Source organism: Sphingobium sp. CCH11-B1 (assembly GCF_001556865.1).
Taxonomy (GTDB): domain Bacteria; phylum Pseudomonadota; class Alphaproteobacteria; order Sphingomonadales; family Sphingomonadaceae; genus Sphingobium.
On record NZ_LSJY01000009.1, the window covers coordinates 25,514 to 42,534 of the forward strand.

Below are 17,021 nucleotides of genomic sequence, written 5' to 3' on the forward strand. Positions count from 1 at the left end.
GGTCAGTCCGGGCGCGGACCGAGCACACTCGCCAGCTCGTCCAGCCACGGCCCGGCGACACCATCCGAAGGCGCGCGCCAGTCGCCGCGCGGCGACAGCGCGCCGCCAGCCGACACTTTCGGCCCGTTGGGGAGCGCCGACCGCTTGAACTGGCTGATCGCGAAAAAGCGGTGGAGGAAATTGTCCAGCCAGCGCCGGATCGTCGGCAGGTCATAGGCGACGCGGGCGTCCTGGGGATAGCCGGGCGGCCATTCGCCGGCGTCCGCGTCCCGCCAGGCATGCCAGGCGAGGAAGGCGACCTTGGAAGGCGGCAGGCCCAGCCGGACGACATGATGCAGGAAGAAGTCGTTGAGCGCGTACGGCCCCACTTTGGACTCCGTGCTCTGCAACGCGCCACCTGCCCCCGCCGGCACCAATTCCGGCGAGATTTCCGTGTTCAATATGGCATCCAATATCCGCTTGGTCGGATCGTCGAACTGGTCAGTGGCGATGCACCAGCGGATCAGGAACTGGATCAGCGTCTTGGGCACACCGCTGTTGACGGCATAATGGCTCATCTGGTCGCCCACGCCATAGGTGCACCAGCCAAGTCCCAATTCGCTAAGGTCGCCGGTGCCGATGACGAACCCGCCGTGGCGGTTGGCCAGCCGGAACAGATAATCGGTGCGCAGGCCTGCCTGCACATTTTCGAAGGTGATGTCATAGACAGCTTCGCCACGCGCGAAGGGATGGTCCATGTCGGCGAGCATCTGGCGCGCGGCGGGGCGGATGTCGATTTCCTCGCCCGCTATGCCGAGCGCGTTCATCAACGCCCAGGCATTGCCCTTCGTCTGATCCCCGGTCGCGAAGCCGGGCATGGTGTAGCCCAATATGGTCGAGCGTGGCAGTCCCATGCGGTCGCACGCCTTGGCCGCGACAATCAGCGCATGGGTGGAATCGAGCCCGCCGGACACACCGATCACCATATGCCGACCCGCCGTCGCGCGGAACCGGGTGACAAGCGCCTCCACCTGGATGTTGAAAGCCTCGTAGCAGTCCGCGTCGAGCCGGAGCGGATCGGCGGGCACGAACGGGAAGCGTCGGACGGGACGATGAAGCCCGATATCCGCTTTGGCGGGCGTGAAGGGAAAGGATAGCCGGCGAAAGCGGGTTTCGGGGTGACCTGCGGCCACCGCGCTGTCGTTGAAGGTGCCGTTGCGCATCCGCTCCAGCCGGATCCGCTGCACGTCGACATCGGCCAGCAGCAATTCAGGGCTGTCCCCGAAGCGGCCGGATTCGGCCAGAAGATCGCCCAGTTCATGCACCATCGCCTGCCCGTCCCAGGCAAGGTCAGTGGTGCTTTCGCCGGCGCCCGCGGCGGAATAGGCATAGGCAGCGACGCAGCGCATCGATTGCGATGCGGACAACAGGTGGCGGTCCCGCGACTTTCCGATGGTGATGTTGGACGCCGACAGGTTGCACAGGATCATCGCGCCCGCCATCGCGCCGAAGGTGGAAGGCGGCAAGGGCGCCCAATAATCCTCGCAGATTTCGACATGGAAGACGAAATCGGCATGTCCGTCCGCCGCGAACAGAAGGTCGGTGCCGAAGGGGGCGGTCATGCCCGCAACCTCGATCTCCAGTCCGGCGAGGCCCGCGCCGGGGGCGAACCAGCGCTTTTCATAATATTCCCGATAATTGGGCAGGTAGCTTTTCGGCACTATGCCAATGATCCGCCCCCCGGCGATCGCCACGGCGCAATTATAAATTCGCCCCGCCCTTCGCAGCGGCGCGCCGATCAACAGCAGCGGAAGGTCGGCGCTGGCGGCGACCAGCCGGCCGATCTCCTGCTCGACCCGGTCCAGCATCGCATCCTGCAGATGCAGGTCGTCAATCGCGTAGGAGGAGAGGCACAGTTCGGGGAAGAGGACGAGGTCCGCCCGCCGCTCCGCCGCCTGCCGGGCCACGGCCAGGATCGACCGCGCATTGGCGGCCACATCGCCGGCGCTCGCCGCGGGCGTCGCCGCGGCGACGCGAACGAGGCCGTGGCGATGGATGGAAAGAAAATCGTCAATCGCGCTCAAGTGCCTGCCTCATCATATCCAGCCCCACTCTCAGGCATGCTATCCGCACCGGGCCGCGACCGATATCCCCGAAATGCTCTTCCCGATGCAGCGTCGGCCCGTCCTTGCACGCGCAAGCGAAGTGGACGAGACCGTTTTCCTCGCCATCGGGCGCCGCGCCGGCATAGCCCGTCACGGCAAGGGCAATGTCGCCGCGCGACCGGGCGAGCGCGCCTTCCGCCATGGCGATCGCGACTTCGCGACTGACCGCGCCGCATGCCTCGATCGCGTCGCGCCGGATCCCCAGAAGCTCGCATTTCGCGTCCTCGCTATAGACCGCAAAGCCGCGCTCAAAGGCATGGCTCGCGCCTTCGACATCGGTCAGGAGCGAAGAGAGGAGTCCGCCCGTGCAGCTTTCCGCGGTCACGAGGCTGAGGTTGGCGGCGCAGGCGTCACGCAGCAGGGCGGCAGCGGCCTCCTCCATGTCGGTCGGCAATATCGGGGACAGGGTCGTGGCTGCTGCATCGTTGGCGACATCCGTCCCGTCCGCGTCATTCGCCATCGCGTCGCCCCTGCGCGCTGTTGCCGCCCGGCCTCTTCATCGACGGCCGGTCCAGCATGTCGCGCGGGTCGGGCGCCGCGCCCGGTAGCTGGTCCTCGGCAGAGATGTCGGGCCGCCTTTTCCGGTGGGCCTCGTCTTTCATCATGCTCTCCTTCCATGCCGGCGACAAGGAGGCGGCGGACGGTTGGTTCCAGCGCAGGCTCACACAGGTTAGTGCCAGCTTGGCCGGATCGCAAAGCCGGGCAGGAAGTGACGCATTTCCGTGGCGCGCGCGCCCGATTGATCGGGATCAATCAGATTTTTCCGGAACGGGCGCCCCGCTGCGGAATTGTTCAGACACGCATAAGCCTGATTAAGAGGATCATCCTGTCGTGGCTACCCGATTGAAATTCGAAGGCTCGCAATTCCTGCAACAGAATTTTCAGGAGCAGCTCAGCCGGTGGAACCGCTCCCGCCTCGCCCCTGCCTATCCTGAAGAGGCGACGGCGCCACGGCTGGAGACAGATGCGCGCATGGCGCGGCTCGAACGCGCCTTCATCGAGGAATTGCGCGCCGAAGTGCATGCAGAGGCTGCCCGCGCCCCCACCGATGCGGAAGGCTTCATCGCCTGGTTCGAAGCGTTGAAGCAGTCCGGGCCGGGGCAGCATGACCGGCTGTTCCCGTGGCTTGCCGACCAGGCGGACCGGGATCAGATCCGCTGGTTTCTTAGTCAGGAAGCGGCAGGCGAAGCGGGCTTCGACGACCTCGTCGCGATGACGCAGGTCAAGCTGCCGACCCGGGCGAAAATGGAACTGGCGCGCAATTATTGGGACGAGATGGGGCGCGGCAATGTGAAGGGCATGCATGGCCCGATGCTGTCGCAGCTCGTCGAGATACTCGACCTGGATACCCGGATCGAGCGCACCTGCTGGGAAAGCCTGGCGCTTGCCAATGCGATGACCGCCATGGCCACGTCGCGCTTCTATGCCTGGCATAGCGTCGGCGCGTTGGGCGTCATCGAACTGACCGCTCCCGATCGGTCGGCCCATACCGCCCGCGCGCTCAAACGCATCGGCCTCTCCAATGCGGAGCGACGATATTTCGACCTGCATGCCGTGCTGGACATCAAGCACAGCGAGGATTGGAACGAGGAGGCGATCAAGCCGCTGGTGGCGGAAGACCCGCGCCGCGCGACCGCCATGGCGGAAGGCGCGCTCATTCGCCTACGCTGCGGCGCGCGCTGCTTCGACGCTTATCGCGCGCATTTCGGTCTGGCATGATGACCGACGCGACGCGCACCATCCTGCTGGTCGAGGACGACCCGTCCGTCGCCGCCATGATCATGGACATATTGGAAGATGCCGACTTCGCCGTGGACGGGCCGCACCGGACCCTCAGCGAAGGCGCAGCCGCGCTGGCCGGCCGGCTCCCCGCTGGCGCGGTGCTCGATATTCGGCTGGGGCGGCAGGACGTAGGCCTCATCGCTGACGATCTCGACGCTTATGGCGTTCCCTATCTTTTCTGTTCGGGGGCAAGCGGCGGCAGCGTCCCGGCGGCGCATCCGCAAGCGCCCGTCATTCCCAAGGACGCGGTCGCTGCCCGGCTGGTGCCGGCGCTGCGGCGCATCGTGCATTAGAATTTCGCGTTTGCCGCAAGAACGTGCATCCTATCGTTGGGTCACGCATTGAAAGGGCGCTGATGAACAGCACCCACAGGGAGGCCAGCCATGTCCCAGGAAAATGACGATCGTATCCGCGAACGCGCCCACGCCATCTGGGAAGCGCAGGGTCACCCAGAGGGCCTGGCGGACGAACATTGGGCGCAGGCGGCGGCGGAAATCGCGGCGCTCGACGTCACCGCGCCGGGCGAAGCGGTCGAACTGCCCAACCCGCTCGCGACCGGGGCTGCGGCCGAGGAGCTTGCCAAGCCCAAAAGACGCAAGAAGGCGATCTGACGCCTTTTCCCCTCGTCCCCTTTCTTCCCTCTGAACGACCGGAGGCCTCTTGAGCCAGTTTCCCGACCGCCTCGAGGGCGGCTCCCCCTACCCGCTCGGCTCCAGCTTCGATGGGCTCGGCGTCAATTTCGCAATCTTCTCCGCCAATGCCGACAAGGTCGAGCTTTGCCTGTTCGATCCGCAGGGCAAGAAGGAGTTGGCACGCCTCACCCTGCCCGAATGTACTGACGAAGTGTGGCACGGCTACCTGCCCGACGCGCGGCCGGGGCTTCTTTACGGCTATCGCGTCCATGGTCCCTATGCGCCCGAACAGGGGCATCGCTTCAACCCCAACAAGCTGCTGCTCGATCCCTATGCCCGCAAATTGTCGGGCAGCCTGCGCTGGAACGACGTGCTGCACGGCTATCCCATACGCGGCCGGCGCGGCGACCTTGGCTTCGACAAGCGAGACAGCGCGCCCGCCATGCCAAAGGGGGTGGTGACGCACGACAGTTTCGACTGGTCGCGCGACGTGCGCCCCAACATACCCTGGTCGCAAACCGTGATCTACGAAGCGCATGCCAAGGGCCTCACCAAATTGCTGGAGGCCGCGCCGCCGCAGGAACGCGGCACATTCGCGGCGCTGGCGCACCCCAAGGTCATCGACCATCTGAAGCGGCTGGGCATCACCACGCTGGAATTGATGCCGATCCACGCGTTCACCCAGGACCGCTTCCTTCAGGAAAAGGGGCTGCGCAACTATTGGGGCTATAATACGCTGAGCTTCTTCGCCCCCGAACCCAGCTATTTCGCGAGCGACACGCATGACGAATTGCGGGTGGCGGTGCGCCGGCTGCACGCGGCGGGGATCGAGGTGATCCTGGACGTTGTCTATAACCATAGCTGCGAAGGCAGCGAGATGGGGCCGACGCTTTCCTGGCGCGGGATCGACAATGCGACCTATTACCGGCTGCTGCCGGACCATCCACGCTACTGCGTCAACGACACCGGCACGGGCAACACGTTCAAGCTGACCCATGCCCGCGTCATCCAGATGGTCGCGGATTCGCTGCGTTACTGGGCGACCAGCTTCGGCATCGACGGCTTCCGTTTCGACCTGGGCCTGACGCTGGGGCGGACCGATCATGGCTTTGATCCCAATGCAGGCCTGTTCGACGTGTTGCGGCAGGATCCGATCCTTGGCCGGCTGAAGCTGATCGCGGAGCCCTGGGATGTAGGCATGGGCGGATATCAGCTGGGCAATTTCCCGCCGGGCTTCGCCGAATGGAACGACAAATATCGCGACACGGTGCGCCGTTTCTGGCGCGGCGATCCGGGGCAGCGCGGCGATCTTGCCGCCCGCCTCTCCGGCTCGGGCGACCTGTTCGACCGGCGCGCGCGGCGGCCATGGGCCAGCGTCAACTTCCTCACCAGCCATGACGGCTATACCCTTGCCGACCTCGTTTCCTACGAGGAGCGGCACAATGAGGCCAATGGCGAGGATAATCGCGACGGGCACGACAATAATCTTTCGCGCAACTGGGGCGCGGAAGGCCCGACCGAGGACGAAGCCATTGTCGAGACGCGCGGACGGGTGCGCCGGGCGATGCTGACCACGCTGCTTACCTCGCTCGGCACGCCGATGCTGGTCGCGGGCGACGAGTTCGGACGGACGCAGGGTGGCAACAACAATGCCTATTGCCAGGATAATGAGATCAGCTGGCTCGACTGGACAATGATGGAAGGCGAAGAGGGCAAGGCGCTGTTCGATTTCACTGCGCGCCTCATCGCCCTGCGCAAGCAGCATATGGTGCTGCGCGCGCCGACTTTCCTCTATGGGCAGGATTCCCCCGGCTTCGGCGTCAACGATATCGAATGGTGGGACGAACGCGGCAATCCGTTGTCCCCGGAGGATTGGGACAATCCCGAAGGACGCGCGCTGGTGATGCGCCGCGCGACCCAGCGGGACGATGGCAAGGTGGAGGTTCTGACCCTGTTGCTCAATGCCAGCGATACGCCCATCGACTTCGCCCTGCCCGCGCCATCCGCCACGCGCGAGGTGTTGATCGACAGCGCCCAGCCGGACCGGGAGCCGTTCGCGATCGAAGATGATTACGGCGTCCAGCCCCATTCGGCTGTGCTGATCTGCTGGGTCGGCGAAGAGGTGGCCGCATGACCCTGTGGGGGCCGATGCGGCTGGAGGATGGACGGTGGCGTTTCCGCCTTTGGGCGCCGGACAGGGACGCCGTGACGCTGGAACGGGACGGCGCGGCGGACATCGCAATGGCGCGGGACGCCGATGGCTGGCACGCGGTGGAGACGCTGGCGCTGGCGGGTGACCGCTACCGTTTCCGCGTCCATCCCGATCTGGCGGTGCCCGACCCGGCGTCCCGCGCGCAGTCGGGCGGTGTCCATGGCTGGAGCGTGCTGGTCGATCCGGCCGCCCCCACTTGCGACTGGCGTGGCCGCCCCTGGGCGGAAACGGTGATCTACGAACTGCATGTGGGACTGTGCGGCGGTTTTTCGGGCGTTGCGGCGCTGCTGCCCGAACTCGCCGCGATCGGCGTGACCGCGATCGAACTCATGCCGATCAACGCGTTCAGCGGGACGCGCAACTGGGGCTATGACGGCGTCCTGCCTTTCGCCCCGGCGGAGGCCTATGGCACGCCCGACGATCTGCGCGCACTGATCGACGCTGCCCATGCGCAAGGGCTGATGATCTTCCTCGACGTCGTCTACAATCATTTCGGCCCTGACGGCAATTATCTGGGGGCCTACGCCTCCGCCTTCTTCCACCCCGAACGGCACACGCCCTGGGGTGGCGCGGTCGCCGTGGACCGTGCGCAAGTCGCCGCCTATTTCCGCGAAAACGCGCTGATGTGGCTCATGGATTACGGCTTTGACGGCTTGCGTTTCGATGCGGTCCACGCCATCGACAATGATGATTTCCTCGACGCGCTGGCGCGGGACATCCGGGCCGCGACCGGCCCTGACCGGCACATCCACCTGATGCTGGAAAATGAGCGCAACGATCCCGACCGGCTGTCGCCCGACCGTTACGACGCACAATGGAACGACGACTTCCACAATGTAATGCACGTCCTGCTGACGGGAGAGCGCGATGCCTATTATGAGGATTTCGCTGACCGGCCGGCCGACAAGCTGGCCCGCTGCCTTGCCGAAGGCTTCATCTACCAGGGCGATGCTTCCCCGCATCAGGGCGGCAAGGCGCGCGGTCGCCCAAGCGGCCACCTGCCGCCGACCGCCTTCATCGCCTTCCTCCAGAACCACGATCAGGTCGGCAACCGGGCGCTGGGCGAGCGGCTGATCCGACTGGCCACGCCGGAGCGGCTGAAGGCGGCAACGGCGCTGCTGCTGCTAATGCCGCAAATCCCCCTGCTCTTCATGGGGGAGGAAACGGGCGCGCAAAGTCCCTTCCTCTTCTTCACCGATTTCCATGACGAACTGGCCGACGCCGTGCGCGAAGGGCGGCGCCGGGAATTCGCCGGCTTCGCCGCCTTCGCCAGCGAAGAGGCACGCGCGCATATTCCCGATCCCAACGCGTCTGGAACCTTCGACGCATCGCGCGTAGCGGCGGGCAACGCCGCTGCCGAGTGGCGCGACTTCTATCGCGGGCTGCTGGCGTTGCGGCGGGACCGGATCGTGCCGGGCCTTCCCGGATGCAGGCCGACGGGGGCGCGCAGCCTGTCGGACGCCGCGGTTCTGGCATCATGGCGCATGGGGTCTGGCGAAGCGTTGACCATCCTCCTCAATCTCGGCGAAATCGCCGTGAAAACACCGCAGGCGGGCAAGCCGCTATTTCTGCTGGGAGAGGCAGGCGGCCCTGCCAGCTTCGCCGCGTGGCTGGCATGACCATGGCTCCGTTGCACATGCTGGCGGCGGCGGCCGGCATAGCGCGCCTGTGGACCGACGCCGATGGCGCGGAGCAGCAAGTGAGCGACGAGAGCCTGCGCGCCATATTGAGCGCTCTGGGCTTGCCCGCCGAAGGGCCGGCGGAGATCATGGAAAGCTGGCGGCGGCTGATGGAGCGCGCCGTGCGCACGCCACGGATGCTGACCGTCGATTGCCACATGCCCTTCCCCCTTCCCGACGGGTTCGGGGAGGCCATCCTGCTGAACGAAGCGGGCGCGGTGGTGGAACGGGATGCGCAGCGGATAGGCAGAAAGGGCATAGCGAAGCCCGGCTATTACCGGCTGGCGGCGGGCGATGCGGCCTGCACGATCGCGGTCGCGCCCCAACGGTGCCGCCAGTTGAAAGGCCGCTGCTGGGGCGTCGCCGTCCAGATACCGTCGCTGCGCGGATCCGGCGATTTTGGCGACTTCGCCGATCTCGCGCGCGCTGTAACTTTGCTCGGGAAAGCCGGTGCGAATGCCGTCGCATTAAGCCCCGTCCACGCGTTGTCGATCGACGATCCCGGCCGGTTCGCGCCCTATTCCCCGTCGAGCCGCATCGCCCTCAACGCGTTGCTGGGCGAGGCGGAAACGGACGAAAGCACGGCGCTCGATCCGCTGATCGACTGGACGCAGGCTGGACCCGCCAAGCTGGAAGCGCTGCGACGCACGTTCGATGGGGGCAGTGATTTCCCCGCGTTTCTGCAACATAATGCCCAGACCGGGCTTGATCGGGTGCAACAGGCCGCGCGGGAGGCGGGCATGGCGGTCGGTCTGATCGCCGACCTTGCGGTGGGCGTCGATCCCGGTGGCATGGAAGCGCGGAACGATCCCGACCTGTTCTTGAACGCGCTCAGCATCGGCGCGCCGCCGGACCCGCTCGGGCCGCTCGGCCAGGATTGGGGACTGACGAGCTACAGCCCCTTCGGCCTTGCCGAAAGCGGCTTTGCGCCGTTCATCGCCATGTTGCGGGCCAACATCCCAACGGGCGGCGGCATCAGGATAGACCATGCGTTCGGCCTGCGGCGGCTCTGGGTCGTGCCCAAAGGACGGTCCGCGCGCGAAGGCGCGTATCTCGCCTATCCGTTCGACGACCTCCTGCGGATCGTGAAGCTGGAAGCGTGGCGCGCCGACGCCATCGTCATCGCGGAGGATCTCGGCACCCGGCCGCCCGGCTTCATCGACGCGCTGGAGGAAGCCGGCATCTATGGCATGGCAGTCCTGCCTTTCTCGCGCGACGAGGACGGCGCTTTCCTGCCCGCCCAAGACTATCGCGATACCGCCGTCGCCATGAGCGCGACTCATGACACAGCGACATTGGCCGGCTGGTGGACCGGGCGCGACCTTGAATGGAACCGCAAGCTCGACAGAGGCGGACAGACGGCGAAGGAGCGGGCAGAAGATCGCAAGCGGCTGTGGACCGCGATCGGCGGGGCCTTGCCGCAGCCCGCCGACGACGATCCCGCTCCGGTGGTGGACAGGGCCATCGCTTTCCTTACGCGGACGCCCTGCCCTCTCCTGATCGTGCCGATGGAGGATCTGGCGGCTCTGGTCGAGCAGCCTAACCTGCCCGGCACGGTGAACGAACATCCCAACTGGCGAAGGCGGCTGCCCGCGCCGATGGAAGAATTGCTGAAACGCGAGGATGTCGCGCGCCGCCTTGCCCTTTTGAACGCGGAGAGGGGCGCATGATCCCCCGCTCGACCTATCGCTTGCAACTGACGCACGCCTTTCCCTTCAGCGCCGCGCAGGCGATCCTCCCCTATCTGGCGGACCTGGGCATCAGCCATGTCTATGCCTCCCCCATCACAACCGCGCGCAAGGGATCGACCCACGGCTATGATGTGGTGGACCCCACCTGCATCAACCCGGAACTGGGCGGAGACGAGGGGTTCAGGCAGCTGGCAGCGGCCCTGCGCGCGCGCGGCATGGGCATCATCATCGACATCGTGCCCAATCATATGGGGGTGGCCGGGGGCGAAAACCCCTATTGGAATGACGTGCTGCGACTGGGGCCGGACAGCCCCCATGCACGCTGGTTCGACATCGACTGGCGCGGGCCGCTGACCCTGCCGATCCTGGGCGCGACCCTGCCCGAAGTCGTCGCGTCCGGCGATCTCAGGCGGGAGGACGGGCATTTGATCCTCTATGGCGAGCAGGCCTTGCCGCTGCGCCCCGGATCGACCGGCGACGACCTGCACGACCTGCTTGACCGGCAGCATTATCGCCTGGTCCACTGGCGCACCGCCAATGACAGCCTCAACTGGCGGCGCTTCTTTTCGATCAACGACCTGGCCGGTTTGCGGATCGAGGATCCGGCAGTCTTCGAAGACACGCACCGCCTCTACTTCGACCTGTTTCGCGAGGGGCTGATCGACGGGGTGCGGATCGACCATGTCGACGGGCTTACCGATCCGGCAGGCTATTGCCGAACGCTGCGCGCGCGGTTCGACGCCATCAGGGGCGGCGAAGACCGCGCCTATATCGTGGTGGAGAAGATATTGGCGGCCGGTGAATCGCTGCCGGCCGATTGGGGCGTCGATGGAACCAGCGGCTATGACTTCATGCGTGATGCGACCGCATTGCTGCACGATCCCGCCGGTGAGGCTTCACTCAAGGATCTGTGGCAATCGCTCGATCCGCCGCATGCCGATCCGGCGGCGGTGGTGACGCAGGCGCGCCGCGACATGCTGTCCTGGCAGTTCGATGCGCAGCTAGCCGCCTGCGTCGCCGCCTTCGAGGCGCTGGTCGCGGCGGAGCGGCACGCCATGCCCGCCATGCAGGCCGTCACCCCGGCGATGCTCCGCCGCGCGATCGAGCGGCTGCTCTGGGTTTTCCCCGTCTATCGCACCTATCATGACGGGCGGTCCGCGCCCGCCGCAGACGCGGCCGCGCGCGACAAGGCATGGAAGGACGTCCAGCCACATCTGCCCCCCGGCGAGGCGCATGTCGCGCGGATGGTGCTGGATTGGCTCGGCGGCGACAAGCAGGGCGAAGCCGCCCTTGTCGCCGATGCGGTCCGGCGGTTCCAGCAGCTGTCGGCGCCGATCGCCGCCAAGGGCGTGGAAGATACCGCCTTCTATCGCTACGCGCCGCTGCTGTCGGCCAATGATGTCGGGTCCGCCCCGGAGCAGTTCGCCATTTCCATCGACAGCTTCCACCAGCGCGCGGCCGAACGGGGCCGCCTGTTCCCCCACGCCATGCTGGCGAGCGCCACGCACGACCATAAGCGGGGCGAGGATGTGCGGGCACGGCTGGCCGTGCTGAGCGCCGTGCCGGACCTGTGGCGGGAAGCCGCGACGCGCTGGATGGATCGGGAACCCGATCTCCGCGTTCATCCGGCGGATCGCTACCAGATCCTCCAGACCCTGATCGGCATCTGGCCGCAGGACGCGAACCAGGCGCTCACCGCCGGTTTTGGCGAGAGGATCGCCGCCTGGCTGGAAAAATCGCTGCGCGAGGGGCGGTTGCGGTCGAGCTGGGAAGCGCCGGACAGCGACTATGAAGGCCGGGCGCGGCTTCTGGCGGATCGGCTTGTCCGGGCGGACGATTTCCGGCGCGAGATGTCCGCCCTGCTCGACCGCATCGCGCCTGCCGCCATGGCCAACACGCTGGCACAAACGGCGCTCAAATTCTGCGTGCCGGGCGTGCCCGACACCTATCAGGGGTGCGAGGCGATGGACTTCAGCCTCGTCGATCCCGACAATCGCCGGCCGGTGGATTATGCCGCGCACCAGGACAGGCTTGCGGATGGGGCAGGCGATGACGGGCGCAAAATCGGGTTGGTCTCCCGGCTGGCCCGGCTGCGCAACAGGGTGCCGGCGCTGTTCGCGCACGGCAGCTATCAGCCGATCGCCGCCACAGGCCTGCGGGCCGGCCATGTCATCGCGTTCGAGCGGCAGCATGCGGGGAAGAGGCTGGTCTGCGCCGTCGCTCTTCGCATCGGCGCGCCGTTGGTCGAACGGGGTCGGATGCCGGACGAGCAATGGTGGGGGGACACCCGCCTTGAGGACCATGACGACTTGCCCGTCGCGCGGACGTTCGCGCACGACCCCTATTTCATTAACCTATATGAATAGCGGTTGAAGGGCGGGAACTTGCCCTCTTTACAGGCGTCTCCGCTTATGCGGCGGGCATGTTCGCCTGCGCTTCACGAAAGAGCGGCACGATGATCGACGGTATGATGTTGGAATGGCTGGCAGCACATAGCGAGAATTTTCAGGTCCGGTGCAATCCGCATCGGGAAAGCCACACCACCATCGCCCGCCACCTCCTGCATCGGGAGCGTCTGGGCGAGGCCCCCCAGTTCAGCGACGACGCGGCCCGTTCCGCCTGCGTCAACGGCGCGACGCTTTGGGAAGTCAGCTTTCGCCATCCCGATGGAAGGGACACGCATCTGGCAGGCCCCTCCCTCGACAACTGCCTGAAGCAGGTGCGGGCGCTATTCGGCCCGACGCTGCACCATCCCATTGCGGCCTGACCGGGCCGGTTGGGTCCGGTCCCTGTCGATCCCGAGCCAAGCGCGGCGGCGCTCGTCGATCTGGCGGTGATACGCATCCATGTCCGCGCTGCCGGGAAGCGCGTCGTCGGCGGGGATGGAGCGGATCGAAATCAGGGTGGCCATGTGCATCTCTCCTTGTCGAAGGCTCAATGCGGGGCAGCGCCGGACGTTCCGGCAAACATTGACATAGGACAATATTGAGGACGTTCAGCGGCGAACGCGGCGCCCCTGCCGGCCAATTTCCATCGCCCGGTCCGGGTTCGGCCATGGGCCTGTGCCGCTCCGCCAGCGCCCGTCCTCCCTAATCGCGGGAACGGGTGGGAAGGATGGTCTGGAATATTCTAGAGAGCATGATCCGTTCATATTGAACCGCGTCATGCTCTATCTTGTTTTCCGCATTTTCCGAGCCAGCGGACGATACCGTCCGCTTCGAAAATGCTCTAGACGTCCGTTCACCCGATCATCATCAGGCTCGCGTTGCCGCCCGCCGCAGTGGTGTTGATGGACGTCGATCGTTCCTCCAGAAGCCAGTCGAGGCAGTAGCCATGGCCATGGTCGTCGGCATGGACTGGCACGATCGGACCGGGCAGGTCGGCGACATGCTGCAGCGTCGCGACCAGCTTGGCCGCGTTCCCTTCGACAAGGGCAGCGGCATAGGGGCCAGCGGCGGTGCCGCTGAAGCGCATGGCGACCTCTGGCGGCAGGCCAGGGGGCAGCGTCATGCCCTCCAACACGCCGTGGTTGCCGGTCGCCAATATCGCCGCCATCTGCCGGAACAGCCCCTGGCGGGTCGCCGGCCACATCAGGATGCGACCGCGCGGGTGCAGCGCATAAAGGTTGCGCTCGCCGACCGGCCCCGGCAGCGTCAGTTCGACGCCCAGCGCCGACGCGTCGCCGGTGCGGCGGGCCTGCGTGGCGGCGTCGCCCTCCCCCTGCGCATCCAGCCAGTCGGCAAAGGCATGGAGCGGCGAGCGAAGATGGCTGACGCGCTCGGCAAAGACCGGCGGCATGGTGACGAGCCGACCGAGATAGAGCGGACCGCCCGCTTTCGGCCCCGTGCCAGACAAGCCACAGCCGCCAAAGGGCTGCACGCCCACGATTGCCCCTATGACGTTGCGGTTGACGTAGATGTTGCCCACCTTCACCCGTTCGGTGACGCGCGCGACGGTTTCGTCGAGCCGCGTGTGCAGGCCGAAGGTGAGGCCATAGCCGGTGCCGTTGATCTCCTCCACCAGTGCGTCCAGCCGGTCGCGCCGGAAACGCAGCACGTGGAGGACGGGACCGAATATCTCGCGGCTCAGGTCCGCGATGCTCTCGATCTCGATGATGGTGGGCGGCACGAAGGTTCCGTGCGCGGTTTCGGGCGGCAGCGGACTTTGCTCCACCCTTCGGCCGAGCGCCTTCATCGTCTCGACGTGACGACCGATGCCGTCCCGTGCTTCCGCCGTGATGACTGGGCCGATGTCGATGTTCAGCGCATCCGTACGGCCGATCCGCAGTTCCGCCAGCGCGCCTTTCAGCATGGCGAGCGTCCGGTCGGCCACATCCTCCTGCAGGCACAGGATACGCAGCGCGGAGCAGCGCTGACCCGCGCTGTCGAAGGCCGAAGCGATCACGTCCGCCACCACCTGTTCGGCCAGGGCGCTGCTGTCCACGATCATCGCGTTCTGGCCGCCGGTTTCGGCGATCAGGGGAATGGGCTTTCCGGCGGGGGACAGGCGCTTGGCAAGCTGCTTCTGGATCGACCGGGCCACTTCTGTCGACCCGGTGAACATAACCGCCGCTGTTTCCGGCGCGGCGACCAGAGCGGCCCCAATCGGACCTTCACCGGGCAGCAGTTGCAGCGCATCGGCCGGAACACCCGCTTCATGCAGCAGGCGCACCGCCTCCGCCGCGATCAGTGGCGTTTCCTCCGCCGGCTTCGCCAGCACGGGATTACCCGCGACCAGCGCGGCGGCGACCTGTCCTGTGAAGATCGCCAGCGGGAAATTCCAGGGCGATATGCAGGTGACCGGGCCGAGAGCCTGCTGCTGCGGGCCGAAGGTCGTCCGCGCCTGCGCCGCATAATAGCGCAGGAAGTCTATGGCCTCGCGCACTTCGGCGATGGCGTTAGGCAGCGATTTTCCAGCTTCGCGGACGATAAGGCCAAGCAGGACCGGCATGCGAGCCTGCATCGCGTCGGCCGCGCGGTCCAGCATCGCCGCGCGTTCGGCCACGGGCGTAGTCCGCCAGGACGAGGCAGTGGCGCGGATGGCAGCGGCGCGCGCCTGCTCCGGCGATGCTTCGGTGACATGCCCGACGACATCGCGGTGGTCGGCGGGGTTCAGCACCGGCCGCGTGTTGCCTTCCCCGCCCTCCGGCGCGGCCGCCCAGCCGATGGCGGCACTGTGGCGCAGCGCTTCGCCCAGGCTGGCGAGCGTTGCTTCGTTGCTGAGGTCGAGGCCGGCCGAATTGCGGCGGTCAGGGTAGAGATTGGCGGGCAGCGCGATCTGGTCATGCTGCGCGCCGGGATGCGGCATAGCGCGCACGATATCGACCGGATCGGCCACCAGATCGGCGATCGACACGGCCGGATCGGCAATACGGTTGACGAAGCTGCTGTTCGCGCCATTTTCCAGCAGGCGGCGGACGAGATAGGCAAGCAGCGTCTCATGCGTGCCGACCGGCGCATAGATGCGGCAGGGACGGTTCAGCCTGCCCGCGCCGACGACCTGTTCGTAGAGCGGCTCGCCCATGCCGTGCAGGCATTGAAATTCATAGTCGCCAAGGGCAAAATCCGGCCCGGCGAGGTGATAGATGGTCGCCAGCGTCTGCGCATTATGCGTCGCGAATTGCGGGAACACCGCGTCACGGGCGGCGAGCAGCTTCTGCGCGCAGGCGACATAGGCGATGTCGGTGTGCAGCTTGCGGGTATAGACCGGAAAGCCTTCCAGCCCGTCCACCTGCGCGCGCTTGATCTCTGCGTCCCAATAGGCGCCCTTGACCAGCCTGACCATGATCCGGCGCCCGGCGCGACGGGCAAGATCGACGATCCAGTCGATGACGAAGGGGCAACGCTTGCCATAGCCCTGTACCACGAAGCCGAGGCCGTTCCAGCCGGCAAGGTCGGGGTCGAGCGCCAGGCTTTCCAGCAGGTCGAGCGACAGTTCAAGCCGGTCGGCTTCCTCCGCGTCGATGTTGAAGCCGATGTCGTAGCCCTTGGACAAGACCGCCAGCCGCTTCACGGCGGGCAGCAACTCGCCCATCACCCGGTCCGCCTGCGCGCGGGCGTAGCGCGGGTGGAGCGCGGACAGCTTGATCGAAATGCCCGGCCCGGCATGGATGCCCCTGCCCGCCGACGCCTTTCCGATGGCGTGGATGGCATTCTCATAATCGGCATAATAGCGCGCGGCGTCGGCAGCGGTGGTCGCCGCTTCCCCCAGCATGTCGTAGCTGTAGGAAAAGCCCCTGGCTTCCATCTCGCGCGCGCGCTTCAGCGCCTCCTTGATCGTCTCGCCCGTGACGAACTGCTCACCCATCATCCGCATGGCAAGATCGACGCCGCGCCGGATCACCGGCTCGCCCGCCCGGGCAACGAGGCGGGTGAGCGCCGCGCCAAGGCCGCGATCGTCCACGCTGCCCACCAGCTTGCCGGTGACGACCAGTCCCCATGTGGCGGCGTTCACGAACAGCGACTTGTCCCCGCCCAGATGCGATCCCCAATCACCGTCAGCGATCTTGTCGCGGATCAGCGCATCGCGCGTGTCGTTGTCGGGAATGCGGAGCAGCGCCTCGGCAAGGCACATCAGTGCCACGCCTTCCTGGCTGGAGAGCGCATATTCCTGGACCAGCCCTTCGACGCCACTGCCCTTGTGATTGACGCGCAGCGCGGTGACGAGGGCGGTGGCCGTCGCGGCGATGGCGGCACGCACATCCTCCGGCAGCGTGGCCGCATCAATCAGGGGCGCCATCGCCTCCGCTTCCTCCCGGCGGTAAGCGGCGGTGATCGTCTCCCGAAGCGGCGTGGGCTTGCGAACGGGAGGCGCAAAAGCGGCAAATGGGGGCTGGCTGGTCATCCCGCGAGCATAGCGAAAAGACCGAAGACATATCGACT

General features: G+C 66.4%; 13 protein-coding genes. 8 read left to right on the forward strand and 5 right to left on the reverse strand.

Annotation, left to right across the window (positions count from 1 at the left end):
- Positions 1-2: 2 nt before the first annotated feature.
- From AX724_RS01715 to AX724_RS23220, 3 genes are read right to left on the reverse strand one after another with little or no spacing between them, the layout of a single operon-like run.
- On the reverse strand, positions 3-2,063 hold the full coding sequence (locus AX724_RS01715) for an NAD(+) synthase (protein ID WP_066762918.1): 2,061 nt from the start codon (positions 2,061-2,063) through the stop codon (positions 3-5).
- Complete coding sequence (locus AX724_RS01720; RefSeq protein WP_066762921.1) at positions 2,050-2,604, reverse strand: CinA family protein; 555 nt, start codon at positions 2,602-2,604, stop codon at positions 2,050-2,052. The genes AX724_RS01715 and AX724_RS01720 overlap by 14 nt, the downstream gene beginning before the upstream one ends.
- Positions 2,594-2,746 carry a hypothetical protein gene (locus tag AX724_RS23220; protein WP_156447969.1) on the reverse strand — a complete coding sequence of 51 codons (153 nt, stop codon included), beginning with the start codon at positions 2,744-2,746 and terminating at the stop codon, positions 2,594-2,596. Before AX724_RS23220 ends, AX724_RS01720 begins: the two co-directional genes overlap by 11 nt.
- A gap of 229 nt (positions 2,747-2,975) precedes the next feature.
- Here AX724_RS23220 and AX724_RS01725 point away from each other — a divergent pair, with 229 nt between their 5' ends.
- The 8 genes from AX724_RS01725 to AX724_RS01760 all read left to right on the forward strand — a co-directional run bounded on the left by AX724_RS01725 (position 2,976) and on the right by AX724_RS01760 (position 12,907).
- Positions 2,976-3,863: an iron-containing redox enzyme family protein gene (locus AX724_RS01725; protein ID WP_066762925.1), complete on the forward strand. Its 888-nt coding sequence runs from the start codon at positions 2,976-2,978 to the stop codon at positions 3,861-3,863.
- On the forward strand, positions 3,860-4,219 hold the full coding sequence (locus tag AX724_RS01730) for a response regulator transcription factor (RefSeq protein WP_066762927.1): 360 nt from the start codon (positions 3,860-3,862) through the stop codon (positions 4,217-4,219). Before AX724_RS01725 ends, AX724_RS01730 begins: the two co-directional genes overlap by 4 nt.
- A 90-nt stretch (positions 4,220-4,309) precedes the next feature.
- Positions 4,310-4,537, forward strand: a complete 228-nt coding sequence (locus AX724_RS01735; protein ID WP_066762930.1) for a DUF2934 domain-containing protein — start codon at positions 4,310-4,312, stop codon at positions 4,535-4,537.
- Positions 4,538-4,586: 49 nt separating this feature from the next.
- Positions 4,587-6,692 carry a glycogen debranching protein GlgX gene (gene glgX, locus AX724_RS01740; RefSeq protein ID WP_066762936.1) on the forward strand — a complete coding sequence of 702 codons (2,106 nt, stop codon included), beginning with the start codon at positions 4,587-4,589 and terminating at the stop codon, positions 6,690-6,692.
- Positions 6,689-8,389, forward strand: coding sequence for a malto-oligosyltrehalose trehalohydrolase (treZ, locus tag AX724_RS01745; RefSeq protein WP_066762938.1), 1,701 nt, complete (start codon positions 6,689-6,691; stop codon positions 8,387-8,389). Before glgX ends, treZ begins: the two co-directional genes overlap by 4 nt.
- Positions 8,386-10,119 (forward strand): 4-alpha-glucanotransferase, encoded by a 1,734-nt coding sequence (gene malQ, locus AX724_RS01750; protein ID WP_231736436.1) that lies wholly within the window; start codon positions 8,386-8,388, stop codon positions 10,117-10,119. Before treZ ends, malQ begins: the two co-directional genes overlap by 4 nt.
- A complete protein-coding gene (treY, locus tag AX724_RS01755; protein WP_066762944.1) occupies positions 10,116-12,506 on the forward strand; it encodes a malto-oligosyltrehalose synthase in 2,391 nt (796 codons plus the stop codon). The genes malQ and treY overlap by 4 nt, the downstream gene beginning before the upstream one ends.
- Positions 12,507-12,595: 89 nt before the next feature.
- A complete protein-coding gene (locus tag AX724_RS01760) occupies positions 12,596-12,907 on the forward strand; it encodes a hypothetical protein (RefSeq protein ID WP_066762946.1) in 312 nt (103 codons plus the stop codon).
- Here the strand turns inward: AX724_RS01760 and AX724_RS01765 are convergent.
- Together AX724_RS01765 and putA are read right to left on the reverse strand one after the other, a co-directional pair.
- Positions 12,869-13,051, reverse strand: coding sequence for a hypothetical protein (locus AX724_RS01765; RefSeq protein ID WP_066762947.1), 183 nt, complete (start codon positions 13,049-13,051; stop codon positions 12,869-12,871). The two genes, AX724_RS01760 and AX724_RS01765, sit on opposite strands and share 39 nt — an antisense overlap.
- A 329-nt stretch (positions 13,052-13,380) precedes the next feature.
- On the reverse strand, positions 13,381-16,983 hold the full coding sequence (putA, locus tag AX724_RS01770; protein ID WP_066762948.1) for a trifunctional transcriptional regulator/proline dehydrogenase/L-glutamate gamma-semialdehyde dehydrogenase: 3,603 nt from the start codon (positions 16,981-16,983) through the stop codon (positions 13,381-13,383).
- Positions 16,984-17,021 lie beyond the last annotated feature (38 nt).

Coding starts and splice junctions, on each gene's coding strand:
- AX724_RS01720 (WP_066762921.1), bottom strand. CDS start 2,604: ATGGCGAATGACGCGGACGGGACGGATGTCGCCAACGATGCAGCAGCC.
- AX724_RS23220 (WP_156447969.1), bottom strand. CDS start 2,746: ATGAAAGACGAGGCCCACCGGAAAAGGCGGCCCGACATCTCTGCCGAG.
- AX724_RS01730 (WP_066762927.1), top strand. CDS start 3,860: ATGATGACCGACGCGACGCGCACCATCCTGCTGGTCGAGGACGACCCG.
- AX724_RS01735 (WP_066762930.1), top strand. CDS start 4,310: ATGTCCCAGGAAAATGACGATCGTATCCGCGAACGCGCCCACGCCATC.
- treZ (WP_066762938.1), top strand. CDS start 6,689: ATGACCCTGTGGGGGCCGATGCGGCTGGAGGATGGACGGTGGCGTTTC.
- malQ (WP_231736436.1), top strand. CDS start 8,386: ATGACCATGGCTCCGTTGCACATGCTGGCGGCGGCGGCCGGCATAGCG.
- treY (WP_066762944.1), top strand. CDS start 10,116: ATGATCCCCCGCTCGACCTATCGCTTGCAACTGACGCACGCCTTTCCC.
- AX724_RS01760 (WP_066762946.1), top strand. CDS start 12,596: ATGATCGACGGTATGATGTTGGAATGGCTGGCAGCACATAGCGAGAAT.
- AX724_RS01765 (WP_066762947.1), bottom strand. CDS start 13,051: ATGGCCACCCTGATTTCGATCCGCTCCATCCCCGCCGACGACGCGCTT.
- putA (WP_066762948.1), bottom strand. CDS start 16,983: ATGACCAGCCAGCCCCCATTTGCCGCTTTTGCGCCTCCCGTTCGCAAG.